At 54.5% G+C, this 25,417-nt stretch carries 14 protein-coding genes and 1 riboswitch; of the genes, 5 read left to right on the top strand and 9 right to left on the bottom strand.

Annotated features, from left to right (window positions below; translation table 11 throughout):
* Positions 1-2: 2 nt before the first annotated feature.
* Positions 3-207, bottom strand: a riboswitch (cobalamin riboswitch).
* A 1,006-nt stretch (positions 208-1,213) separates the two neighbouring features.
* The 7 genes from PGRAT_RS05050 to PGRAT_RS05020 form a co-directional block, all read right to left on the bottom strand.
* Positions 1,214-4,297, bottom strand: a complete 3,084-nt coding sequence (locus tag PGRAT_RS05050) for a GAP1-N2 domain-containing protein (protein WP_052415693.1) — start codon at positions 4,295-4,297, stop codon at positions 1,214-1,216.
* A complete protein-coding gene (locus tag PGRAT_RS05045; protein ID WP_025705290.1) occupies positions 4,294-5,556 on the bottom strand; it encodes a hypothetical protein in 1,263 nt (420 codons plus the stop codon). Before PGRAT_RS05045 ends, PGRAT_RS05050 begins: the two co-directional genes overlap by 4 nt.
* Before the next feature lie 606 nt (positions 5,557-6,162).
* Entirely contained in the window at positions 6,163-6,798 is a 636-nt protein-coding gene (locus tag PGRAT_RS05040) for a hypothetical protein (RefSeq protein WP_042266148.1), read from the bottom strand.
* 159 nt (positions 6,799-6,957) lie between these two features.
* The gene (locus tag PGRAT_RS05035) at positions 6,958-8,235 is read right to left on the bottom strand and encodes a vWA domain-containing protein (RefSeq protein WP_025705106.1); all 1,278 of its coding nucleotides are present in this window, start codon (positions 8,233-8,235) and stop codon (positions 6,958-6,960) included.
* Positions 8,236-8,520: 285 nt separating this feature from the next.
* Positions 8,521-10,953 (bottom strand): transcription initiation factor TFIID, encoded by a 2,433-nt coding sequence (locus PGRAT_RS05030; RefSeq protein ID WP_052415692.1) that lies wholly within the window; start codon positions 10,951-10,953, stop codon positions 8,521-8,523.
* A gap of 4 nt (positions 10,954-10,957) precedes the next feature.
* Positions 10,958-14,347, bottom strand: a complete 3,390-nt coding sequence (locus tag PGRAT_RS05025) for a tubulin-like doman-containing protein (protein WP_025708757.1) — start codon at positions 14,345-14,347, stop codon at positions 10,958-10,960.
* Between the two features lie 12 nt (positions 14,348-14,359).
* Entirely contained in the window at positions 14,360-16,177 is a 1,818-nt protein-coding gene (locus PGRAT_RS05020) for a vWA domain-containing protein (RefSeq protein ID WP_025708758.1), read from the bottom strand.
* Between the two features lie 295 nt (positions 16,178-16,472).
* On the opposite strand from PGRAT_RS05020, the gene PGRAT_RS33010 reads away from it, so the two are divergent.
* From PGRAT_RS33010 to PGRAT_RS05010, 3 genes are read left to right on the top strand one after another with little or no spacing between them, the layout of a single operon-like run.
* A complete protein-coding gene (locus PGRAT_RS33010) occupies positions 16,473-16,625 on the top strand; it encodes a hypothetical protein (RefSeq protein WP_155990546.1) in 153 nt (50 codons plus the stop codon).
* Positions 16,612-17,541 (top strand): hypothetical protein, encoded by a 930-nt coding sequence (locus tag PGRAT_RS05015; RefSeq protein WP_042266146.1) that lies wholly within the window; start codon positions 16,612-16,614, stop codon positions 17,539-17,541. Before PGRAT_RS33010 ends, PGRAT_RS05015 begins: the two co-directional genes overlap by 14 nt.
* Before the next feature lie 54 nt (positions 17,542-17,595).
* Positions 17,596-19,386, top strand: a complete 1,791-nt coding sequence (locus PGRAT_RS05010; RefSeq protein WP_025707513.1) for a hypothetical protein — start codon at positions 17,596-17,598, stop codon at positions 19,384-19,386.
* Positions 19,387-19,951: 565 nt separating this feature from the next.
* Here PGRAT_RS05010 and PGRAT_RS05005 read toward each other — a convergent pair.
* Both PGRAT_RS05005 and PGRAT_RS05000 read right to left on the bottom strand, forming a co-directional pair.
* The gene (locus PGRAT_RS05005) at positions 19,952-20,824 is read right to left on the bottom strand and encodes a carbohydrate ABC transporter permease (RefSeq protein ID WP_025707514.1); all 873 of its coding nucleotides are present in this window, start codon (positions 20,822-20,824) and stop codon (positions 19,952-19,954) included.
* A gap of 15 nt (positions 20,825-20,839) precedes the next feature.
* Positions 20,840-21,790 (bottom strand): ABC transporter permease, encoded by a 951-nt coding sequence (locus PGRAT_RS05000; protein ID WP_025707515.1) that lies wholly within the window; start codon positions 21,788-21,790, stop codon positions 20,840-20,842.
* A gap of 145 nt (positions 21,791-21,935) precedes the next feature.
* On the opposite strand from PGRAT_RS05000, the gene PGRAT_RS04995 reads away from it, so the two are divergent.
* Both PGRAT_RS04995 and PGRAT_RS04990 read left to right on the top strand, forming a co-directional pair.
* Complete coding sequence (locus PGRAT_RS04995) at positions 21,936-23,771, top strand: sensor histidine kinase (RefSeq protein WP_025707516.1); 1,836 nt, start codon at positions 21,936-21,938, stop codon at positions 23,769-23,771.
* Positions 23,752-25,362 carry a response regulator transcription factor gene (locus PGRAT_RS04990; RefSeq protein ID WP_025707517.1) on the top strand — a complete coding sequence of 537 codons (1,611 nt, stop codon included), beginning with the start codon at positions 23,752-23,754 and terminating at the stop codon, positions 25,360-25,362. The genes PGRAT_RS04995 and PGRAT_RS04990 overlap by 20 nt, the downstream gene beginning before the upstream one ends.
* Positions 25,363-25,417 lie beyond the last annotated feature (55 nt).

Genomic DNA, 25,417 nt, shown 5'->3' with positions numbered 1-25,417 from the left:
TAGAAACGTTCACGAAAAAGGCAGGTCTCCTGGCTTATGCCTCATTGCTGCTCTTGGCCTTCCCATCCTTCCAGCCGGACAGTGGCCGCTCTAAGAGCCGCTCCGCATTTACAGTGGCGGGACCGCGCCGGATTTGCACCGTGCTTCCCTTTTAAGCCGATTTCTGATTCTACGCATCGAACCGGCACCTTTCTCTTAACCTATTAAATTTTAATATCCATAATCATATCTAGTATTCCTTTGTATGTCTATAGAAAAACCGTTTCTTAGCGGGTGCAAAACGCCCGCTACCCTCTGTAGCAGTTGTTCCACTCCACAGTAATATTGAAAAACCCGACGACTCCCAATCAGAGCCGTCACTTCAAGGCAGAACCTTGTGGGTGTCAGCCCGGCTACCGTTGGAGCGTTGCCCGGGCAGTTGGGATTATACAGCAAGTGTGAGGATTATACAGCAAGTGTTGGCTAGTATACGGATAGTTGGGAATAATCGAGCGACGGTCTGGCAAACGTTGAGTCGTTCTCCGGGCAGTTGGGATTATACAGCAAGTGTTAGGCGGCTATCCAGACAAAATGACTATGCAGCAACCGTTGGGGGTGCAGTAATTAAGGGTAACCCTCCATTTGGAACTCCTGATCAGCAGCAACCGCTTATCGCACCAGCGCGCCTAATAACGGCATTTCTGCCGCTGTTTCCACCTGCTCCAGCACCGGCGCTCCTAACAACGGTATTTCTGCCGTTGTTTCTAGATATTTTGTCCTCTACACGAATAGCACTAAGTTATTTCCCGACACTGTATGATTCTGAGGCACAATAAAGTAAAGGCTATGCTTCCGCATCCAGAACAAACTCAAACGAGACTATTGTTCTCTGCAGAGAAATCAAAGGTACTTTTACCTCTCATTCCACGCTGGAGCCCGCTTTCGGAGAAATCAAAGGTACTTTTACCTCTTATCCCACGCCGGAGCCCGCTTTCGGAGAAATCAAAGGTACTTTTACCTCTCATTCCACGCTGAAGCCCGCTTTCGGAGAAATCAAAGGTACTTTTACCTCTCATTCCACGCCGGAGCCCGCTTTCGGAGAAATCAACGGTACCTTTACCTCTCATCCCATACTGTAAATCAATAAAAACCTGAACAGCACGATAGCCTCACTCTTTCGGCATATCGTGCTGTTCAGGTTAATGTGTTAAAAGCCGCTGCGAGCTGCGTTACCTCATTCGGTTGTTGTATCCCCCGTCGCTGTGGGGGATGGCTCAGGGCTCGGAGAGGCATCCGCTCCGGCGTCGTCCGGGGGGCTGCCTGCTGCCGCGCCTGAAGCCGGCTTCAGGGTCAGCTTGTACTCCCCGGCGATGATCATGTCGCCTGCGGCCAGCTTCGCGCCGGCCTCCAGCTGCACGGTCACCTCGTATGCGGGTGCCTCCGGCACCGCTCCCGAGGCTCCAGTGGCTCCCGGCGCGGCGCTGCCGGCCGCCGGTGAAGGCGTGGCCGCGCCGGCGTTCCCGCCTGCGGCCCCTTGGGTGTCGGCGCTTGCGTCCGCGCCGTCATTCCCTGCGGGCGCGCTTGCCTTCGCGCCCTCTGTCCCGGCGGCTGCGTTCCCGCCGCTGCCAGGGCTAGCGGCTGGCGTACCCGCAGCCGCATTACCCGAGGCACCGCCGTCCGCCCCCGCGGCGCCTGCCTCCGGCGGCGCGACCAGGCAATTGCCGGTCGTCGCCGTGACCTTGTAGTCCTCCGTGGCACCGCCGGAGGACACTACGCTGATCTCCGCCGGCTTGAAGGCGGAGCAGTCCGCGGCAGCGGCAAAGGTGAACACCAGGCCGCTGCCCGTGTCCCCGCCGCCCAGCCGGACGGCGGCAGGAGCCAGCGCGCCGGCCCCGCCCGTGGCGCTAGGCAGTGCACTGCCCACCGGCTCGGCCGTGTCCGCAGGGTCCGGCCGGAGCAGGCTGATGGCGATAATTGCGCCTATCAGCACAATGCCCAGGATGCAGCCGGAGATCAGGATTTGAAATCGGCTGCGGCTGACCCACCGCGCCAGCGGCGAAGCCAGCTGGGAGCGCGCTTCGTTGTAGACATTTTGCAGTGCCGGACCTGCGGCGGCGGCATAGCTTTTGCGGAAATCGCGGCTCTTGAACGCCTCGCGGTCACTGCTCTGGAAGTACTTCAGAATGGCCCGGCGGTAACCCGGCCACAGCTTTTTATTTGAAATGGAAAATAGCGGATTCCCCTGAGACCAAGCCAGAAAACGGTAGACCGTCTCCTTGTTATCCCCCGCCTTGCGCTTCACCAGCTCCATAAGCGTCTCATAGTCCAGAGGCCCGTCCTGACGCTCACTGCTGTGGTAAAAGGCCAGCGGCAGCCGCTCGAACGGTTCAATACTGCGGGAGTCCTTCAGCCAGCGCCGTCCGAGCAGCTGCACATCATCGAGTTCTCTCGGGGAGAGTCCGGCAAAAATCTCCTCCGTCGGCTTCTCTTCCCCGAACCACCGGTAAGCAGCCCGGAGGGCGTTTGCCTTCCGCCGGGTAATGGAATCCAGCGGCGGCTGCCAGTCGGCAGCATCGCGGTAGCGCAAAAAAGAAATGTCCAGCAGCTGCTCCTGTGTCAATTCCTCCAGCGACACCCGGTTCAGCAGGAAGCGGTCCGAAGCCGTCATCAGCTCCTCCAGCAGCGACAGCGCTTCGGGATAGATGCCGCTGCCTCTGCGGCGTTCTTTTTCCGCTTTATCCACCGAATCATGGATCGCCGCTACCTCTCCCACCGGATTGGGGTTTTGCTGGAGCTTCTCCAGCAAGTACTCCTTCACTGTGTCCCGGACAAAAGACTGCTGCAGTGCTTCCGGCAGGAACCGGCCCCAATGAGCCACAAACCGCAAAATATCCGCCGGGCTTGCCGCCGCAGACAGCCGGGATTCCATATAAGGCTCCAGCAGTGCCCGGCGGAACACAGGCTGAGCCAGCACTCTTTTGAAGAAAGACGCACTAAGCTCGTCATTGCTCTCAATAATGCGGTAAGCCGCCGCCAGCGCATCTTCACGGCCCGCAGAATGGGCATTGAGCATGCCGTTGATGAAATAATCCACGATTTTGACCCGGTAAGTATGGCCCTTCAGCGCAAAATACTCCACAAACCGCTCCATAATCTCCGGCACCGGAACGCCTTTTTGGCGGATCAGGTCATATTCGCGGTCAAACCGCTCCAGGAACATATCGTTCAGCCGCACCCGTGCCTCAAGCGCACCCTCCGGCTTCAGATAGGCCAGCAATCCGCCCAGCACAGCCTGCTTGTTCTCTGTGTACAGACTCTCATTGCCCTGCTCAATTTCATAGAACACCGCCAGCTCATTGTACAGCGCGAGCGACAGTTTGCGCTCCACACTCTCTCCGGGCAGCAGCGAGTCAGCAAAACGCGCAAAGTCCTCCAGCCCGCGTTCCGGCTCTTGCAATGCCTTCCATGCCAGCTCTGCGTACGGCTGCTGCGAATCGCCAAAGTCTGCACCCTGCACCCGGCCCGATGCCAGATCGAATACAAAGTCCTTCTCAATGTTCCGGTCACCCGGGCGGAGCGAGCCTTTTTCCACGAAGGTCAGATGAATATATTTGCGGCTTTTCGGCTCGTTCGCATAGGTGATCACACCCAGCCTGCGGCGGAAATCATAAGGCAGTGCCCTGAAAAGAACCTCCGTCAGCTCTACCGCGCGCCGGGACAGCTCTCCGATCGGAACGTCCAGGGCTATGTATAGCTTTTTTTTGCCGGCCACGGAGACCATCACTGCCTGCAGCAGCGTCTTGAACAATTCTTCCGTGATGCCGAGCCCGCGCAGGATACTTAACGGATGGGGTTTCTGCTCCAGCTGTGATACAGGGATAGCCGTAAGCTCCGGCAGCGTTCCGCCCAGCTCTCCCGCATAGCTCCCGGCAAAATCCGCATGGAGAAAGTTCCCGTAACCCTCCAGAATCTCCTCTGAGCGGATGGGCGGCACCACGAAATTATGGGCAAAAAAAGCACTCCGCTGACCCGTGAAATCTGCCGCCAAATACCGGCTCTGCCCAATCACCGTATCATTCGTTTCGGTATGGAATAAGTGCAGCGCGGCAGGGTAGAGCTCCTCATTCTTCTCGCCGTGTGCTGCCAGCTCTGCCGGAGAATCGTAAAGACAGAAGGGATGCAGAATTTTTTTGACAAAATTATTGTCCAGGCTCTCCGACTTCGCTACCGTATCGAATCCTTCTGTCGCCCGGTACACACCACGCCGTTCCCGGGTATACATCTGCTGGGCGATCATGGACCCCGAAAATCTGTTCACGGCCCGTCGCTCCCCTCAATGTAATTCAGCTTGTGCAGCAGCCAGATGAAAGGCTCGTCCACCCGGATCGGGCTGACCACACCTTCCACCTTCTGATTCACCGGATTGCTGCCCAGTGCCGATACGGCAAAATACCCCGTGTTCGCAAAATACACATCCATCGTATCCTTGAACGGGCGGTCCACCTTCTCAATGAAGCGGCGGATTTCGCCGTCGATATTGTGGAACTCGTCCAGATTCAGCGTTTTGCGGTGCACATAGTTGTTGAACACATTGCTGTTGGACTTGATGTAATCGCCGTCCTCATCCTTGAGCGAATGCAGCATGTCGCTTTTGGCGAGCACAACGGCCGTGGGGATATCGGTTTTGCTCTTTTCCTGGTAGGCGATGAAATCACCGAACATGGTCAGCACTACATCACGCGGCTCGTCATACTGGGAGACCCATTCACCGGGGCGGTCCCCGAAGTTGATCCGGATTTTCTCGCGGATGGAGCGGATTTGCAGCGGATCGACCATGAACAGAATACCTGCGGAGTTCTTGATATGCTGGCCATGCAGCCCGAGATAATCCTGATCGACCATCCCTTCACCGGCCACATCGAAGAATACGAGCGTCAACGGGGGCTTGGACTCATCCTTGAACACAAATTGGAAAATAAACGGCTCCTGCATCTTTTCCTTCTGGGTCGAAGCCAGCAAATCCCCCCGCTCGAACAGCGGTTCTTCGTACAGTGTGCGGAACTTGCGGCTGATCTCGGCATTCAGCGGCATGCAGGCTGCGTCAAAATGTCCCGCCGTCGTATGCTGCAGCGTATGGATCAGCGAGGTCATGTACACCGACTTCCCCACCTGGGAAGCGCCAATGATTGAGATAATATTGCTCGGCACTTTGCCCGCAGTCACAGGCAGCTCATTATGGCAGGACGGACAGAGCCGTCTGCGGGTAAGCACGCCATAGCGGTCTGTAAGACCGGTCAGCACATGGTCCGTATAGTGGTGGTACTCCTCCGGAATATCCGCCGGATTCAGTATAGCCTCCATATCGTCAACCGTATCGAGACCGAAGCGCTCGCGGTATTTGTTCAGTGCATCATCTTCGCCCAGTGCATAATTCTCATCATCCTCGCGGCTGTGCATGGCCCGGAATACCACATCCTCCGGTTCGAACCGCGTGAAGCAATACGGACAGACAATATCATAAAAAAGCGGCCGCGCCTGCGGCTGATTCTTTTTCTTAAACCGGTTAAAAAAAGACATCTCTTGTCCTCCTAAAAGTTTTGCGGAATCTCCGCTTCTTTCGAGAATCTTTGCAGCAAAACTCGCTTCGAAAGCATACGCTTAAGTTTTGTGAGCCTCTGCTCCCTTGAGTCGCTTCGAACAAAACACGCTTCGGAAGCATTGACTCGCAGGGAAATAGAGTGAACTTAAGAATCTAGCTTGATGTCTGATGGAAACTCTGTGTTTTCTGAAAATCCACTGGACAGCCTGCTGCCATTCTCAAGTTCAGCTTATATAGCGTGAGCACAACTGCCCGGGCTCCCTTTAACTCCTAATTGTGCTGAACGCATAACGGACGGTGAAACCTTCAGTTCCTGCATCCAGCCTGCTGCTTAGCTATAACTGCACTTTGTACAGCTATATTAGCCCCCTGCCTGTCCCTCTAGTTTCACTGTATTTCATGCAGGTAAAGAGAGGCAAAATGCCCAAAGTGAGATGATTTCCAAAATATAGTTGTACAAAGTACAATTAAGCGTTTGATTCTGCTGAAAAGGCAGCTTTTACATGTACGAAATGCAGTTACAGTTCCGTTGCCCCTGCTTGAAAGCCATGCATCCGTTCACCGGATGTTCCCGCTGCCTCTGCTCACTCCGGCACCAGTTCGTAAAACAAGCCATATTTACGGCCATCCGTAAAAAAGATGCGCACAGCGTCCTCCTTGCCGATTTCGATCGGCGGCAGGATGTTGCGTCCGGCAGCAAAGTCCTGGACGAACGGGAAAAGTACGCCGTCGTCTTTGGATGCCGGGAAGCCGCCCCGTTTCTTGACATAGCACAGCACATCTTTGGATACCGGCACTTCAGCCGTTATCGTCATATGTACGGTTTTTTGCTTGCCGAACAGGCTTTTTTTCTGCTGGATGGAATAGTAGATCCGTGCTTTGCCCGCGCTGACCAGCGTCCGGTTGGCCCCATCCCGCTGGCGCACCAGCAGAGTATCCGTTCCCTCCGTCATCCGTGCGTAAACCGTATAGGCAACCAGTCCGATGTCGTCCAGCCGGTCACGGTATCCGTTATTTGCCTTGTACTCCTCGCGGGTGTACAGCTTCATGCCGGAGGGCGGCAGCTCTCCGCTGTCCGCCGCCTCCGCAGGTGCCTTATGAATGCAGACCGCCTGCACGCCGTCCGGCCAGCGCCACCGCAGCGTACAGAATCTGTCCTCCACCCGGGAGGACACTTCCGTAATGACCGGTGTGGAGGAATCAACCTCGGCGTACCTCATGACTGTAGGCTCCTTTCAATACGTCTTTCCTTATCAATTTCTTTTACAGTATCTCATTCAATTTCTCTTACAGCATCTCAACCGCTGTACGCGTATCACGCAGCATGGTGGGCTGGTCAGAGACCGGTGCGGCATTTTTACTTCATTGAGCATCCGCTGTCAAAACCCTTTGCTGCCCCGGTTTCTGCGCGAAGACGGGAAGCCTGCGGACGATGGAGCAGCCGCATCGGTGCTTCGTCCTCTTTTGCGGGAAAGCCGTCCTTCTCCAAAAGGGATCACAAAGGTGAACAATGCAATGATCGCAGCCAGAACAAGCAGGGCCAGCAAACGGGTCATAGCATCACCGAAGGCATGGCCGTCCAGGCCAAATTCCAGAATCAGTCCGGCAAGCAAGCCGGAAACCGCACCGCCGACGCCAAAGCTACGCGCTAAATGGCGGTTGTCAAACACGATGCCAAGTCCGATCCCCAGAGCCGTACCCACAAGCAGCAGCGCCAAAATCCGTACTCCGGCATAATACGGGCTATCCGCCGTATAATCACTGCGCTCAGTCAGCAGTGTCCGGTCGCCCAGCCGGTCATAGATTTGCTGGAACACACCTCCGAGAAGATCTGCCTTGGTCACATCATAATATTGCCCGCCGGTAGTGGTGGCAATATCCTGGAGCAACGCTGATCCTGACGGATCATCCAGCGCCAGGCCAATCGTATTTACGGCAATCCCGCGGTCTACGTACTCCGTAAGTTCCTTAGAGGTGTCAAACTGGCTGAAGCCGTCGGACAGCAGGATTACCATGGCTCCCCGTCCAGACTGATTGTCACTGTTAATTACACCCATGGCTTCTGTGAGCGCACCGCTGATATTTGTACCGCCATCTGTGGTCTTCAGACTATTAATAACTGATGTTACCTGCTCACGGTTCGCTGAGCTGGACAACGGGATCAGCGGCTGAACCACCGTGGCGTCCTGACTGAACGTGACCACAGCCACCTTGTTATCTTCATCCATGCGCTGCACCAGTGATTCGGCTGCCTTATAGCGGCTGTTGTCCGGATCGCTCTGCATCATGCTGCCGGAGTCATCAATGACCATGACCACATCTTTGACCGGCTTCACGCCGCCGAAGTTCAGCTCATACACAAACTCCATTACGGAGCCCACCGCGAACAGCAGCACCAGCGTCAAAGGCAGCATCTTCCACGAAAAACCCAGATACCGCTGCTTCCACGACAAGCCGTTCAATTTTGGCGAGATCATCTCCGCTAGCAGGCAGCCCAGGCCGACCCCAAGTGCCACTATAGCAAAATAGATGCCGACCAGCACAATCGACGGCAGATCGTACGGCCTTTGGTCCAGCAGCAGCTCGCCTAGCACAAAGGCCACTCCACCGCCTAGCAGGCTGAAGAGAAGCAAAAGCAGATTGATTTTACGCTGCATCGCTATCCACCCTTTCCGGGAAAAACTAGATTTAAGCACATATAATCTCTGATGGCGCAGTCTGAGGAGCAGCTGCCATTCTAATGTATTTAATGCAGCAGAATGGCTCGAAAAGAGGCCATATTCCTATTCTATTGCATTTCGTGCAATGGAATATGCAAGAAAAGCCACATTCAGGCGAATCCGTTGAAATCTGCTGCACAAAGTGCAGTAGTTTGCTCTTTCCCCGCGGATTCGGAGCCGTTCTAGTGCACATGCTGCAATAGATTGCTCCTTCGCCGCGGGTTACCTCAGCTCCGGCAGCTGTTCCTCGGCTATACCGTGCAGCCGGTAGCCGCTGGCGGCGTAGGTCTCATAGTAGACTTTGCCGTTGCGGTAGTAGAGCAGATCCTCCAGATGGAAGCCGCCCATCAGGTTCAGCTTCTCAATACCGCTTCTGCGCTGCTCATGCACGAAGCCGAGGCGGTAGATGCGTGTCGTCTCATCCGCACCAAAGGCATAACGCAGGAATTCGGAGCTGCTGTCGCCGAAGAAATATTTCTCCTCGTGGCGGTGCTCCTGCGTGTATTCGAAGAGGCGGACGTTGATGCTGGCCTCGTCCTCCAGGCTGCGGTAGAGCCGCTTGAACAGCTCCTCCCGCGAGACAATCTCGCGGTTGTCGTAAGCTGCCGCAACATTGGCGCGCCGCAGCAGCTCTTCCTCGAAAGGCAGCGCGAACGCCTCCGCCGTCAGCAGCTCGCGGCGGCACAGCTCTATCAGCCGTTCCGCTGCTGCCGCATTGCCCTGGCCCAGCAGCTCCGAAACGCTGCCCAGGAAGCGGTCGCTGAAGAAGATCCCGGGACCGCGCCGCGCTTCAATATCACGCATAACCTCTTCTGTGACATTGCGGTAATATTCCATAATGTTCTGGTCCACGGTCTCGCTGGTCCGCCCGATGCTGGCAAGCGCCAGACCGTGCAGCTCCTCTTCCAGCGCTTCCATGGTCTGCACCTTGGCTTTGCTCTCCGCGTGCAGCTGCTCCAGCGCCGCGTCGTAGCGCAGGCACAGCGCAAGTTCGCTCTCCATGCGCAGCAGCTCATATTTCCTGCTGTACAGCTGCGCAAATAAATAATGAATGAAATTGCGCACGGTCCGTTTGTCCAGCAGCGGCACGCGCTGGAACGGCTGTCGCTCGACGCTCTCCGCGTAGAGCTGCTCCAGCTCCTCCTGCGCAGAGAGAATCGCCGCGCGCAGCCCGGCCATATGCTGGCGCAGCGCATGCAGCACACTGCCGCCGCCAGGCTGCTCGGCGGTCCATTCCGCCAGCTGGTAGAACGTCAGCGGCGGAACCGCCTTCTCCTGGGCCGACAGCACAGCGGCCCACTCGCGGGCAGGGTCGGTGTCCGCCACCCTTCTGGCGGTCACCTCCGCAAAATTGCTGCGGAAATAGGCCTGCCCGCCGTCTCCGAACAGCAGCGCCTCGGCTTCGCGCAGCGACAACGGCTTCAGCTCGCTATAGGAGGGCCGGCCATGGCTCATCAGCCCGGTCATCTCTTCAATGCCCGCTTCATCCGGCAGCAGCGCCGCTGCCCGTTCACGCAGGGAATCGGCGCTCAGGCCAAGCAGCGCCTGCCGCTCGCGCAGGCTGGCCGCCCCGCCCTCCTGCAGCTTCGCAGCCAGATAATGAAAAGCATGATACAGCACTGCAAGAGCGATTTGCCGGTTGGGCCGGCGTACCGCAGAGAAACCGGCAGAAGCATAACCCTGCCTTCCAGAGCTGCCCCGGATGCCGCTTTTGAAAGTCATATTATTGTAACCGCCATGTCCGGTAGCCGTATCTGTTGCCGGGCGGACTCGGTTCTTGAGCAGGCTGATGTGGGCAATAATTTCATAGTTGTCGTCCATGCCATGAGATGACATCATGCCCCGTTCGTTTTTGTCCGAGAGCAGGTAGACAAGATCAAAAAGTGCGGAAGGCCCATGGGCCACCGGAATGGACAATCCGTCTTCCGTGACCAGCAGCGGAGCGCTGAGGGTGTAATCCGTTTGCTGCATCCCGTCCAGCTCACGCAGAAAAGCCAGCCCTACCGAGCTGGAGTAACCGAAGTTGTCCCCCTGCTCCCGCTCATTGATCAGCGCATACAGGTCAGTCTGCACCGACTTGAACGACTGGCTGAGCACAGCCCGGGCCAACAGGGCAACCTCCGGCAGCAGCACATTAAGCGGGTCATCGACCCGCGTAATGATGGAGAGATGGATAACGTCAAAAGAAGAGTACAGCCGTCCATAATCCGCTATGCTGTTGCTTAAGCGCCGCAGGCTGCGGTTCATCGCGGCCAGAAACCGGCTGTCTTCGTGAAACTCGCGGTAGATATCCTGACGGACTGTGCGGGGATCACGGCCCGCTGTTTCCGGCAGGGCCATGCCCATAACCCGCTCTTTTCTGCCGCCCTCGGCCTGCACCCGGTTCCTGCTGGCGTACTCAGGCTGTGACGGGCTTCCGTCACCAGCCTGCTCTGCGCAGGCGGAAGCGGCATGAAGCGCCATAATCCCGCCCGCATTGTCCCATTTCCGCTCACAGCCGTCCAGCACCGGGCCGATAGCCGAAGCCACCTTATCGCCCAGGAACAGGAACAGAGCGGGATAATGGATGCTGCTGCGCCCGTCCCCTTTGCTCCGCTGCGCTTCTTCCTGCGCCGCATATTGTTCTGCATAGGTTAATGCCTGTGCTTTGATCATAGGCTTACTTCAGCTTTCTGCGGATGCTGCCGAGCTTGCCGGTCAGGCTTTGGTAGAAGCTGTACATTTCATCGCCATCCGCATGCTCTACCCGCTCGTATTCCAGGCTGTCGCGCGCTTCCAGGAAGGAGACGTACAATCCTTCCAGCTTATACAGCAGAGGAGTGACATCCTCGGCAGCAGTCATTTCCCCGGCACGGCGCGCCGCCTTGCGCAGCAGTATGCTGCGGCTTTTCTCATCCAGCCCGCGGAAATGCCGGTAGACGGCATACTCCACATAGCTCCGTTCCTTCATTAAGTTGGCGAACGGCTCCCAAGCGTCCTCTTCCTCGTCGCGGTCATAGACGTACAGTGCACCTTTTTTGGTGATAGTGTCGGTGTACAGCGCCTCAATGAACTGGTCGATCCAATTGTCTTCGTCAAGATATTGATGAAGCAGCCCTTCCAGTTCAGCCGCTTTGGCTGCCAGCGCGTCATATTTGGCCAATTCCTCGCGGACACTCGCAATCAGCTGCGGCGAACGGATTAGATTCTCCTGCGCCATTTCCTTGTTAATGCTGCCAAAAATGTCCTTAACGCCTTCGCGTTCCAGTCCGTTTGCACGCAGCGACTTCAGCTCGTCGGCCGCTTTTTTCACTTCCCCCAGATTTGGGCGCGACATGCCAAGCTGCAGGTCATAGCCGCTGAGCATTTTATCCACATCAAACGCCTTTGTGAGGATGACCGAGAAACGGCTGCTCGTATTTTCGTCGAGGCCTTTCTCGATAATGACCCCATTCTCCAGCGCTCTGGCAAAATCAGCCCGCACTCTGGCATTGTACTCACGGACACGGTTGTTGACATAAGTATCGCCCCAGGATTTTTCCGGAATCGGCGAAGGCAGGTACGTCCAGTTGTTCTTGTCGGTCATTACCAGATGGCGTCCGATTCCTTCCTTGTCGAGGATGGTCCGCTCATAATTCTCTTCGTACACCCGCAGCGGCGTATATACGAACAGCGGCACCCCGTTGCGCGTATTCAGCCAGAAAATCCGGTTTTTGACCTGGCTTTCCTTAATGGTAAACTGCGATTTGCCCAGCGCATTGTTCTGGTAATTGCGGATTCCCTTCAGGATGCCCGGCGCTTTGACCGGCACAGAAACAAATCCCCAGGACGGGAAGTGCAGACTGCCGGAGCTGTTGCTCAGGTGGAAAATCGGTACGGCATCCTCATCCAGACGTCCGGCGATAATCCGCTCCACGAATTTGTCGAGCGGCTCCTCGCGTCCGTATTTCATTACCAGGAATTCCTCCATGGAACGGGTAATCAGGTCGCCGAACTTATCGCTCAGAAACTCGGAAATGGAGCGTACAATGTCAATTTCCTGTTCCTTGACCCAGCGCCCCGAATGCTTCAGCATCTCCCGCGTGAAGTCGCGGATCAGATCGTCGCCGTCCTTCTGGTCCATCACCTTGGAGATGGTTGACGCAATGTCCGGCACATTGACGATATTCCAATAGTAGGTTTTGTTGCCTTTGTGGTCGGCCTGCTCCTCACCGTTGATCAGGATGTCGCCATTCTTCTCAAAGATCGTGCTGAGCGCGCTGAGAATCTCCGTAAACACCCCATAGATCCGGTTATTCTCTTCATTCAGCAGCTCAAACAGATCTTCATAGAATTCAATCATCTGCTCCGTGCGTTCCACGTCGGCGTGCAGCCAGTATTCATTGATTTTGGCTTCGATATAGGCATTTTTCTTCTTTTCCTTGGAGACAAAAGCGCTCCGCGCATCGCCCAGCTTCTCCTGCGCGCTGTCCTGCGCCGTCTCAATATCACGCGGCAGCCGCAGCAGGCTCTCGCGCAGCGCTTCGATATAGGACTGGATCAGCTTCAGAATACAGAAGCCCTTCTCGGTATAGAGCAGCCGCGACACGTAGAATGGACCCTGCTCGGGATGCAGGAAGATACGCTCCAGCTCTTCTCCGAAACGTCCGGTGATTTCTCCGGGGAGCTGCTTCTTGGACTTGATATATTCCTCACGGGCACGGGCCAGAAAGTTCTGTTCCAGCTCCGTATCCATATCCACCACCTGGTGTTTGATGACATTGCTGTGGTTCAGGCGCTCGCTGTTCTCATAGCCGGGCAGCGGCTCCGGCACACGGGACTCGAAGGTTTTGATCATGCTGTCGAGATCGATGCCCAGCTTGCGCGCCAGCTTCTCCACATCCTCCTGCCCCGGTGCCTGCTGGAACATTTTGTCCATCTTGTCGAACAGGCGGAATGCCAGATACGTCGTCATTTCCTCAATCGGCAGCACCGCAGAAGAAGCGCCGATGATGTTGTATTCATAATTGGCAGGATACGTCTTGTTCATCTGCGCAATGTTCGTGCGGATGTTGCTGATATAGTCGTGGATCGCGAATTCCTCGCCCGACTGCTTTTCCTCGCTGGCCATGAAGTTCGTAATATTCTCCGCCGTCACGTTCATGCAGTAGTCATAGGCATTCTCCAGCAGCTTGCCTTCAGTATTGGTCGCAGAGATCAGATGGCACAGGTTGAACGGAGGCAGCGGTGAATTCACCGTCAAAATATTGCCGTACTGCTGGCGGAACCGCTCGCCCCGGCTGTCGACATTCATCCAGTAATCCAGTTCCTTGAGCGCTGCATAGCCGTTCTTGCGGATATATTCACGGGTATGCTCGCTGAGGCTTTTGTTAGACAGGTTTACATCCGGCGTGAACAAATAACCGAGCGTATTCACACGGTCGATGCCGGCCGAACCGTAGTCGCGTTCAATAATCCCGCGCACAATATAGGCAATATCCAGGAACGAGCCGCTGCCCGTTCCCCCGGACAAGCCGGTAAGCAGGAATACCATCAGCTTTTTGCTGGTGCCCACAGAAAGGGTCTTAATCTTCTTGTCGATAGCTGACACAACCTGATTGATTTTCGTGAACAGCAGCAGCCGTCCGGCCTGGCGCACCCCGGCGGCCCCGTTCATGCCATCGGTAATGCTCAGCTCAGGCGACAGCCAGTCCGTAATGTACGGTTCAAGAATACTGCGGTTCTGCAGAAGTCCGCCAATCTCAGCATTGGCCAGCAGCACGAATTCATTCTGCGGGTCGAGGCCGATGCCCTTGTATTTTTTGCCGCGGTCCTGCTCATTCGTCTCAAACGCCAGGAACTCCACGTTGTCCGGCTTATCCCGTTTCTTCTTGGACAACGGATCTTCAGGCAGCTTGAAGCGGCGGTTAATCTGGTATTTCAGCCGCAGCAGGGCGTCGATGCCCGTGCCCCCCAGGCCAATGATGAGGATCGGGTTGTCAATGGTATCTACTCTGATTTTGTCGCTGACGATTCCTCCGCCCAGCGATACGTCGAGCTGCTGAATATGTTCTCTTACTACCGGTTTCATGAGTGCTCCCCCTTATATCAAATACTCAAGTAAAATGGTCTTGTCTACTGTCTGCAGCGCTACGGAAATGCGGTCCCCGCTCTTCAGTTCCAGACCGCGTGCCGTATCGACCACACGTCCGGACCGTTCAACAGATATCTCTTCGCTGCCGCGCAGCATCAGGCGGTCATTTTTGCCTGGAGTGAACACAAGCTTCTCGCTCTCCTTCAGCTCCGGCGCCAGCTGCAGCAGCTGGTGGAGTGTAAATTTGCCTCTGAAGGCCGACAGCTTCTTATACTGCGGATAGGTCTTCTCGCCAGTGTTGCCGTCCAGCACCTCCACTACCATCTGCCCGACAAAGCCGCGGTTTGATTTTTGGCGCAGCAGCCACAACACCACAGCCGCCGCCAATACCAGCACAATCCCGCCAATGATATAATAGAGAGTTTTGGATGAAGACTGTTCCTGTACCGGTTCAGTGCCCCCTGCTCCAGCAGGCGGGCTTGTGGCCACCGCACCCGTCTTGGCATTGATCGTGAGCACATCGCTTTCGCGGTAGAAGCTGCTCTCCTCCGCCCGCACCTTCAGTTCATAGTTATGGCCCTCCGGAATCTCAAAGGAGCCCTTGAACACCGCACCCGAATTATCCATCGGAAGCTCCTGCACCTTACCCGTATCGGTATCTGTCGCGAGCAGCACCGCCTTCATATCCTGATATAAGCTGCTGAGCGTTACCTGAGCCCCATTGCTGAACAGGTGGGAGGAGATTTCTACGGTATCGCCCTTCTTGTAAGTCTTGGACGGGAGCGCGTCCAGCTTCAGCTCCAGATCATAGTTGAACACGAGATTGATATCGATTTTGTCCTTCGGCACGCCTTTCACCTGAAGCTTCCAGTCCCCCTGCTCCGGCGACAGCAGCTTGATCAGGCTGTAGGTGCTGGATTTGGAGAGCAGCACACCGTTCGAGGGGATAGCCGCTTCCTTGCCGGATGGATCTGTCAGTTTCGCGGTAACAGGCTGTGCCGACATAATGGAAATATTGGCCTCCAGCACACTGCCGTTGGGTACATTAACTGTGACCTCCTGGTAGCTGCCGTTCGCCGTAATGGACTGCACCGGAACAACCTTCAGTTTCAAATGGTCGGCAAAAATCTCACTGAGAATCTGCGGCAGATCATCCGCCGAATCGGTGGTGAACGCCTTGCCGGACGTTTTATTGGACAACCCGGCCAGAATCTCCTTGTTCAGCTTGCCGTTGGCGTTCAGCCCGATCGTATAGACCGGATAGCCCTTCTGCTTGGCCGTTTCCACAGCAGCATCCAGCTCCTGGTCCGACTGGCTCTGCGTACGGCCGGTTGCTTCGTTAAGGTCATTGTTGCCGTCCGCCAGCATCACGATCATCGGCTCATGCCCCGGATCGCTGCCGTTCTCCAGCACCTTCACGGCCTCTTTCATCCCGACGGCAATATCGGTGTAGGCTCCGCGGTCCAGGCCGTCAATGAAGTCCTTCAAATCCTGCTTGTCGGCGGCAGAGCCAATCTGCAGCAGCGCCTTCTCCCGCTGGACCTTGTCGGTGTAGGCCACAATTCCGACCTTATCACCTTGCGCCGACAGCATATCTATGAACATTTTCATCGCTTCACCCGCGATATTATTCTTGTCGCTCTTATTCATGGAGTTGCTGACATCGATCAGCAGTACAGCGTCAATATGAGAGGGCGCGGGCGATGCTGCACTCGCTCTGCCGGACGCAAATGGCGCGGCAGAAATGCACAATACCAGCAGCAGCAGAGCAATAGGCCGCAGTATCTTCTTGGCTGTCTTGAAATGATTAAACGGTGTACGAAGCATAAATAGGGCTCCTCTTGTGTTAAATTAGGTCAGGTACGGCAGAGTCGTCAGTATAGCTAAATTCTGTCAATAGCATGCCATTATGATATAATTAAACCTTGTAAACTTCAACTTTAGGACCGCAGGACCGGGGCTGGCTCTAAGAGTCGTTATTCAGGAATTCATTCAACTGCCTTAGTATAGACTACGTTCCTGAAATTTGGATAAAAACGTTGTTTGCATTGCTGCCCTGCCATTCCAAGGCTAAACTCCGCACCCCGGGTCGCCCTGCTGCCAAGAAGAAAGGAAGAGTTCCATGATTTCATACGCCATTCTCGGGATTACGTTTCTTTATGCTGTCATTCAGATTCTCATTTATGCTTCACGCCAGCGCAAGCCGCTGACCCGTGATGACATTGATGAGCGGCTGCTGGCTGCGCTGAACGGAGGCGACCATGCCCGTAAATAACAAGAAACCCGTGACGTTCCGGCCATTCAAGACTCCGCGGTATGCCTATGACAAGCTGCGCATCTGCCGCCGCTGCGGCCGTTATACCGCACTCAGTGAAGACCGGTGCGGCCAATGCGGCCGTGCGGCCCTGACGGCAGTAGAGCAGAACGCCGTTACCCTTGCCGGACGCAAAATGCATACCCGGCTCCTGTTCATCCTCCTGCTGACTTTGGGGGCGGTCTATTTTGGTCAAAGCCTGCAGCAGATGGCGCTGTGCGGGGCCGGCGGAATCGTATTGGCCGGACTGCTACTCCTTACGCAGCGTAAAGTGCGCCAGAACGAAAATCTGTATGCACTGAATGCGCTGCTTGGCCGCAGCATTGACAGCATCCGGGACGGCCTGGAGATCAACCGCCAGGAGGCAGTATCCGTTCTGCGCGAGAACGATGTGCTGGCCTATGAGAAGCTGCGCGAAATCTCCATTCTGCTCCGTGGCGACCGGGTCGCCCGCCAGCGCATTGCCCTGCTCCACGGCTTCCAGCTGCGCAAGGACATGCAACTGGAGCTTGAGCAGCTGCTGCTCAAGGATTTCGAGCCGCTGCTGGCCGAATATATCGGTGAGATTGCCAAAGTGCGGCCCGAGCTTATCAAGGACCGCACTTTACGCTATGTCAAAACCTATGAGGTGCAGATTCTTCAAATGGACAAAGGGACAGCGATTCTGGCTGCGGTGGCCGCAGCAGCTGTGCGGTTAAAGCGTTACGTGCTGCTCTACTCCTCTATGATTGGAAGATACATACAAGAGCTGCCCAAGGACCGTTTTTTGCGGTTGTCCAAAATGATCGCCTCCAGTCCGTATGAGGCCTGGAATGGCCTGGATCTCAAAGTGTCGGAAGTCCGCGAAGCCAAGTACCGCTGGGACCCCGATTTCTAAATAGAGTACCGCAAGCCGGACATGTAATGTAATTTACAGAGAGGCTACTATAATATGACGATCAAACAAGCCTTATCCCTGCGGAATATTATGATCATTTTGTGTATATTGATGCTGGTCCTGCTGGGACAGAAGGGCATCAGGCTCCACAGCAAGATCGGGACGGTCCGGGAAGCCGGCCGGCTCTACGCCGCCGGTGACCTGGTTGCCGCCGAAAATCAGTACCGTCTGGCGCAAGCAAATGATTCCATTCACTACAGGGAAGCGGAGACCGCCGCAAGATTACAAGAGCTGGCTCCGGTTACAGCGATCCGCAGCGGACTGGAACTGCTTAAGCTGAAAATTGAAGACCAGCTGACGACTAAAGATTTTGACGGCTTCATGGAGAGCTATGCCTCCCTGCTGAGTCTGAAAAGCCAATATATGAAATCTGGCGGTCCCTATGAGTCCTACTATCGCCAGCTGTCGGCGGATTCAGGCGTTTCTGATCAGCTCGGAACAGGCTTCCAGCAATTCAAGGTGCAGTTTCTTGCCGAACTGGCGGCGGGCCGGAGCCGGAGCAGCAGCGCCATTAATGAAGCAGACATCTTCAAATGGAATCTGCTGCGCATTCCCGATGTGTACTTAGGAGGGGCAGACGCCAAAAAAGAGCTGCTGGCTTTGGAGTTCAAAACCTATGACATCACCCGGCTTAAGGCGCTTGCAGCAGCGGGCAGCTTCTCCCCCATGCTGGATTACGCCTTGTCTCTTGCCGATGCCTACAGCAGCCACAGCTATACGGCTCCCTGGATAGCCAGCCAGATAGAGGAAAGCGCCAAGCTTATCCTCAGCAAAGACATGGACAGCGGCCAGATTGCCGCCTTCTCCGCTCATGCTGCGGCATACCGCAAATATGCCGCTTCGGCTGGCCTGGCTTCCTCCAAGGTGCTGTCCCGGATCGACAGCACCGCCGCGAAGCTGCTCCGGGGTGCAGCGAGGCTGGTCCGAAACGGCGGGTACGCCGAGGCTATTCAACGCTATAGCGACCTGTCCCCGCTTCAGGACACAACGGCAGAAATTGCCGCTGCACAGCTCGCATGGAATATGGCCGAGCCTGCGCGTCTCCTTCCCGGCGGAGAAACGCCGGGCAAATATGTCTTGACCACTTCTGTCAGCGGAAAATACGGAGTCAGACTCGCTGTCGCCGGAACGGACAGCAGCGGACAGCTGTACTATGCGGACATGAGCGAAGACGGGGCTGTTACTACAAGGACCGGAGAGGTTATTCCCGGCTTTGAGACGCTGAGCCGCCTTGCTTTTGATGACCAGCTCTCCGCTCTTGCCGGAGTGCCGGTTGTGGTCGCTGAAGGCAGCCGCGAAGATGGGCGGACTTCGTTCGCGGGCTATACCATCAAGCCTGAAGGAATCTCCCTGCTCTTCTCGTTTGCCGGCAGCAGCTACAAGCTGCAGCCGGATGATGCTTCCATCCGCGTCGCCAATGCGGATATGGGGGAAGGTTCGGAAGGCCAGACAGCGATATACCGCCAGACGAATGGCGTTTACCAATTTGCTGAAATCTATCAGGAGTATCCGCTAATCGACGCCTCGGAGCTGGAGCTTCACCCTCTGGAGACTGTAACCTTGCAGGTTGATATTTATATTGATACCACCGGCAGACCAGTGGCCATCGCGGGTGGGCGTTATCTGGCGCTGCAAGGAAATGTGGGTACCGTAACCGGGCCTGCCTTGGCAACCGGCCAGTTCCAGTACGGCTATGATTATGCGGGGACCGATGCCGGAGAGGAATACGTGCCTGTATTTATAGTAGAATCATTGGGGAGTACGAATCCAATCCCTAATCCATAAGGGGAGATCTTACAGCAGCCTATTGCAACTCCAGGCGGATAAAGTAAACTTAAATCTTCCCCTACTTCTGTACTCAGAGTCTATGGTATTCATTAGTCATCCTGCCACAATTGCTTGTATAGGTGGAAAAAGAAAAGGTTAACTAAATTGCTCCAGTACCATATTCTTCGCAGGTTAAATGGAAAAAGGGTAACTATTCAGTTCATTTCACTCCTAACGAGTAAATAACGCCCAATTAAGTTTCCTTTTTCCACTTACACCCCCACGATTGTTGATTTTCAGGAGGAATAAGTCTCCTTTTTCCAACTAGCACTGCTCACCTGCTTCTTCGCAAACACTAGCTGGAAAAGGATACTCCGCTGCATTGCCGTGCAGCCTTACACCTACGATCCTCCCCTTTGTCCTTCCACAGCCCTTCCATAGTTTTTCCAAGCAAAGCCCGCAGGTTCTGAAAAGGATAGCGTAGTTTCCTGAGAAATAACAAAAAAGCCGATGCCCCCTGTGAAAGGAGAGTATCGGCTTCTTTATATGTTCCTTATAGAGTCAGATCCTTTTGCAGATCCGGCTATTCTTTTACAGCACCGACCACAATCCCGGTTACGAAATACCGCTGTAAAAAAGGATAGACCAGCAGAATCGGCAAGGCGCTGATAAATATCTGTGATGCCCGGATAGTACGCTGCGACAGATTGGCTACGGCAGCCGGATCAAGCTTCGACATGTCGGCCTGCACGATAATGGTCTGCATAAAGGTCGCCAGCGGGAGCTTAGAAGCATCCTTGATATAGATAATCCCGTCAAAATATGCATTCCAGTGCCCAACCATAATGAATAAGGAGACCGTGGCCAGCACGGGCATGGAAACCGGCAGGTACACGCTGTAAAAGGTCCGGAAATGCCCTGCCCCGTCAATAAAGGCGGCTTCTTCGAGATCTTTGGGCACCGTCCGGAAGAAATTCAGCAGCAGGATGATATTGAAGACCGCCACCAGTCCCGGAAGGATCAGCGCCATCAGGGAATCCATCAGCCCAAGCTTCAGAATCAGGATGTAGCCGGGAATCAGGCCGCCGCTGAACAGCATCGTGATGACAAAATACCAAAGGTAAATATTGCGTGCCCGAAAAACATGCGTTTCCTTGGAGAGTGCATAGGCAGCAATGGTGTTCACCACCAAAGCCATTGCCGTTCCCAGCACGGTACGTTCTACCGACACCCACAGGGAGGAGAGGAAGTTGGCGTTGTCAAACGTTTTTGCATAGGCTTCCAGGGTGAATCCGATCGGCCAAAAGGTCACCAGCCCGGCATTGGCCGGAGCCGTTGAACTGAGCGACACCATCAGCAGATGAAAGAGCGGAAGCAGGCACAGTACGGAAATAAGCGTCAGGAAGACATTATTGAATACGCTGAATACGCGGTAGGACAGTGTTTTGTGATACATGGGATGTCATCCTTTCTAGAAAATTCTGTAGCCGGCAAAACGGTACGCCAGCCGATAGGAGATCACGATCAGAATTAAGCTTATCGCCGATTTGAACAAATTCACGGCCGTAGCAAAGCTGAACTGTCCGCTGAGGAGACCTTCTCTGTAGACAAACGTGTCAATAATATCGCCTTGCTGATAGATCAAAGGACTGTACAGGTTGAACACCTGGTCAAAGTTCGCGTTCAGCACGTTGCCCAGTGCCAGGGTGGCTACCACAATCGCAATCGGGATCAGCGCCGGAATGGTAATATAGACCGTCTGTTTCCAGCGCCCTGCCCCATCCACTTCCGCAGCTTCATACAGGGAGGGACTGATTCCGGACAGCGCGGCCAGGAAGATAATCATGTTGAACCCGAATTCCTTCCAGACATCACTGAAAATGATCGTGAACCGGAACCAGCTGCCGTCGCCCAGGAAGAATATCGGCTTAATGCCGAAGACACTGGAAATGAACTGGTTGATGAGCCCCGTCTGGGCAAGCATGTCAATCAGAATCCCCGAAAGAGTAACCCAGGATAGAAAGTGCGGCAGGTAGACCAGCGTCTGGATGGTTCTTTTGAGCGCCATTTTTCTGACCTCATTGAGCAGTAAAGCGAAGAAAAACGGGATAATCAAGTTCATGATTATTTTAGTGCCGGCAAAGAACAGTGTATTCCAGGTAATCTGCAGGAAGTAATCGTTCTCCCACATGTATTCGAAATGTTTCAGTCCTACCCAAGGGGAGCCTAATAGCCCGAGCTTCGGCTTATAATCCTGAAAGGCCATAAGGATTCCACCCATGGGAATATAAGAAAATATAAACACCATAACCGCCGCCGGCAGCACCATAAAGTGGAGCATCCACGGCTGCTTAACCCTCTTCTTCCCCGATAAGCGCGGCGTTTTTCCAGGATTGACCTGCTGTATAGTGTTAGCTTCCATCGCTCTCTCCCGCTTTCAAAAAAATTATTTTGTGTGTTGTATGAATCTCTGATATAAATAGTAGCAAGCATTTCTGAGCTTTGACTATATTACTTTGTTAGGCTCACATAGGGATTTATTAGGGGCATTGTCTGGAGGGACAAAAATGGGTTTTAGCCAAGCTTTTATGATCGTGAAAGAAAAATCCTGGAGCAGATTCAGTTTATTCGCCAAAATGAACAGTCTGATTATTGTACTGTTTGTGCCGATCATTATTGTGTATACGTATTCAAACAACGTCACCTTCGATGTGGTAAGCAAAGAGCTGCAGGAGTCTAACACCAAACAGCTTACTTTCTTGTCCAGCCAGATTGATTCACGGATCAACCAGATGATGGATTTCAGCCTGGTGTTCTCCAAGGACCCGAATGTGCGGAAATTCAACGGCCTGGGCATCTGGGAGGACCGCTATGACCGGATGCAGACCCGTTTTGTCATTCGGGAGAAGATGATGCTTCAGTCCGGCTTAACCGACGTCTGGCCTTCCAGGTACGCTGTATATTCCCAGCAGAACAAGGATGTCATCTCTAATTACGACAAACCCACCGGGTATGATGAAAATTACCTGATTCAAAATATGAGTGGCAAATGGACCTACAGTGATGACGAAACGGATTCCTCCAGCAAATCCAAGGCTTTTTACTGGTTCCATAGCGATTCTATCGCCCCGCAGGGAACGCTTACCGGAAGCGATCTGGTGGTTGAGGCCAGCTTCAGTTCGGAGAATATCCAGAACATGCTGGATACCTATAAAACGGGGGGACAGGGGGACCCGTTCTTCTATCACAAAGGCGAAACGCCGATCCTGAACCGTACCGCGGACCAGAAGTTAACTGCTGAATTGATCGGTTATCTGGATAAGCATTCGCCGGACAGCAGCACGCAGCACGTAATCAGTCTGGGACATAAAAATTATCTGGTCAGCTCCGTCAAATCCTCTTATCTGGAATGGTATCTGGTTGACGTTGTGCCACTTGACCGCATCCTCGGGCCTATATCTGTCAGCCGCGATTTATTCTATGTATCCATGCTGCTGCTGTTTGTTGTGGGAATTTCGGCCTCCATTTTGCTCTACCAGAATGTGCAGCGGCCCATCAAAAAACTGATCAAAGGACTCCGGCGGGTGCAGCGGGGCGACTATTCCGTACGCCTTCACTCGGAGGATCATAACGAATTCTCGTTCCTCTTCTACCGGTTCAATGACATGTCCCATCAGATTCAGGATCTCATCGAAAATGTCTTCAACGAAAAAATCCGGGCCCGGGAAGCCACCCTGAAGCAGCTCCAAGCCCAGATCAATCCGCATTTTCTCTACAATTGCCTGGGTTATATTATCAACATGGCCCAGATGAAGGATGAGGAAGCCGTCGTATCGATGGCCTATAATCTCAGCGCCTACTATCGCTATACGACCCGGATGGAGCGGGATACAGCCACCTTGAACGATGAAGTCAAACTGCTCGTCAACTATCTGGATATTCAAAAGCTGCGAAATGGCCGCATCGAGTATCACATTGATATCCCGCAGGAAATGCTGGGCTATTCTATCCCCCGCCTTCTCCTGCAGCCGATTGTGGAGAACTCCGTCATCCACGGGGTCGGCAAGTCTTACAGCTCCGGTGAAATCAGGATCAGCGGCGGGATCTCCGGCGGCTGCTGCCGGGTGTATATCGACGACGACGGACCGGGTCTAAGCCCGGAGCAGCAGGAAGCGCTCAACCGCAAGATGCGGGAGCCGCTGCAGGAGGAGATGGGCTGCGGTCTTTGGAATACGAATCAGCGGCTCATTCACCAGTTCGGCAATCAATCCGCTCTGCATTTCACGGAATCGCCGCTGGGGGGCTTCCGGACAGAGATTGTCTGGGAGATTCCGGTCCAGGAGGAGCATTCCCTGCCCACTAACTTACGAGGAGAGACAGCACATGCAAATGATCATTGTTGACGATGAAGCCCACTGGGTGGACAACCTGTCCACGACCAAACCCTGGCACACGTTGGGAATTGAACAAGTACACAAGGCTTACTCCGCTTCCGAGGCGCTTCAGATTATTGAGACACACCCTATAGACATTGTGATCTCTGATATTCAAATGCCTGAAATGACGGGACTTGAGCTGATGGAGCGGATACGGAGACGGGATAAGAAAATCAAATGCATTATCTTATCCGGGCACTCGGAATTTGAATTCGCCAAAAGCGCCATTCAGCACAGCGCAGTCGATTATCTGCTCAAGCCGCCGACAGACAGCGAACTGTTAGGTGCCGTCCAAACCGCGATTGGACAATTGAACGCCGAGTGGGAGCTGATCAGCTCCCTGGAACGGACCCAATATACGCTGAGGGAAAATCTGCCGCTGCTGCGCGGCCAGCTCCTGCTGAGTGCCCTTCAGGGGCAACGGATGCCGGCCGACGAATGGGAACGCAAGCTGGAAAATTACGGTCTTCCCTTCCGCACTGGAGACTGTGCTCTGATGCTTGTCCGGCTGGAGGAAGAATTCGGACAATATAAGAACAACGGCCAGCCGCTCATTGAATATGCGGTTATCAATATGGCCGAAGAGATCATTGGCGAATGTATGGAGGTCTGGGGCGTCAAGGAAGAGCATGGGTATCTTGTATTTCTGCTGCAGCTGAAGGAAAAAGCCGCAGACCTGGGGACAGACGGCCTTTTGGAGCAGCTGTCCGTGCAGCTGCAGTACAAGGTTAAGCAATTCCTGAAGGGTTCCCTGTCGATAGTGATTACGGAATGGTTCAGGTTCCCTGACCAGCTGCCCGAACAGTTCCGCCGGGCGTCAGCCTATTTCCGCCAGATTGTCGGAGACGAGCGGGAATTCGTCATGAGGGTAAGCGACTTGCACGAACCGTCCCAGCAAGGGCCGCTGGACGCACTGTACACCCCGCCTTCCCTGATTAATCTGCTTGAATCCGGCCACTGGGAAGCAGCCGGGGCCAAGCTGATGGATGTATGCGCAGAGCTGGATGAGAAATGGCCCGAATCCTGGGAGCACTGCATGGAGGCCGGATTCTTAATCACGGCTGCTTTCTCCAACCTGGCGCACCGGAATGGCCTTACCCTGGTGAAGCTGCTGGGGACAGATATTGAAGAGCTGCAGAGCGGGGAAGCCTTTACCTCCATCAACAAGCTTAGAGTGTGGTCACTCAGCGTACTTGCCAAGCTGAAAGAGGGGACCTCCAGCGAGATCAAAGACATCCGTTCCCTGTACGTGAAGAAGATTCAGGAATTTACGGATAAGAATCTGCATCTTGATGTCTCCTTGCGGGTTCTGGCAGACCATGTCAATCTGCATCCGACCCATCTATCCAAAATCTACAAGATCGAAACGGGCGAAGGCATCAGCGAATACATCTCACGCCTGCGTATGGACCGTGCCTGCCATATGCTGAAGACTACTAGCAAAAAGGTGTATGAAATCAGCACGGACATTGGATATATGGACCCTGCCTATTTCATCAAAGTATTCAAACGCCAGTTTGGGGTCACGCCGCAGGAATACCGGGACGGGAAAAAATAGCATAATAGAGTCCTATCGAAACTAAGAAACTCATATAGATACCCTCCCCTCGAAG

This window comes from Paenibacillus graminis, assembly GCF_000758705.1.
GTDB classification, from domain to species: domain Bacteria; phylum Bacillota; class Bacilli; order Paenibacillales; family Paenibacillaceae; genus Paenibacillus_AQ; species Paenibacillus_AQ graminis.
Note: the sequence above shows the minus strand (reverse complement) of the source record. Positions and strands in the feature narration are given on the sequence as shown.

Bases quoted from the DNA above. Each gene is read 5' to 3' on its own strand.
- PGRAT_RS05025 (WP_025708757.1), bottom strand. From the start codon at position 14,347: ATGAAACCGGTAGTAAGAGAACATATTCAGCAGCTCGACGTATCGCTG.
- PGRAT_RS04995 (WP_025707516.1), top strand. From the start codon at position 21,936: ATGGGTTTTAGCCAAGCTTTTATGATCGTGAAAGAAAAATCCTGGAGC.
- PGRAT_RS05015 (WP_042266146.1), top strand. From the start codon at position 16,612: ATGCCCGTAAATAACAAGAAACCCGTGACGTTCCGGCCATTCAAGACT.
- PGRAT_RS05020 (WP_025708758.1), bottom strand. From the start codon at position 16,177: ATGCTTCGTACACCGTTTAATCATTTCAAGACAGCCAAGAAGATACTG.
- PGRAT_RS05035 (WP_025705106.1), bottom strand. From the start codon at position 8,235: ATGCAGCGTAAAATCAATCTGCTTTTGCTTCTCTTCAGCCTGCTAGGC.
- PGRAT_RS05030 (WP_052415692.1), bottom strand. From the start codon at position 10,953: ATGATCAAAGCACAGGCATTAACCTATGCAGAACAATATGCGGCGCAG.
- PGRAT_RS33010 (WP_155990546.1), top strand. From the start codon at position 16,473: ATGATTTCATACGCCATTCTCGGGATTACGTTTCTTTATGCTGTCATT.
- PGRAT_RS04990 (WP_025707517.1), top strand. From the start codon at position 23,752: ATGCAAATGATCATTGTTGACGATGAAGCCCACTGGGTGGACAACCTG.
- PGRAT_RS05040 (WP_042266148.1), bottom strand. From the start codon at position 6,798: ATGAGGTACGCCGAGGTTGATTCCTCCACACCGGTCATTACGGAAGTG.
- PGRAT_RS05000 (WP_025707515.1), bottom strand. From the start codon at position 21,790: ATGGAAGCTAACACTATACAGCAGGTCAATCCTGGAAAAACGCCGCGC.
- PGRAT_RS05045 (WP_025705290.1), bottom strand. From the start codon at position 5,556: ATGTCTTTTTTTAACCGGTTTAAGAAAAAGAATCAGCCGCAGGCGCGG.
- PGRAT_RS05005 (WP_025707514.1), bottom strand. From the start codon at position 20,824: ATGTATCACAAAACACTGTCCTACCGCGTATTCAGCGTATTCAATAAT.
- PGRAT_RS05010 (WP_025707513.1), top strand. From the start codon at position 17,596: ATGACGATCAAACAAGCCTTATCCCTGCGGAATATTATGATCATTTTG.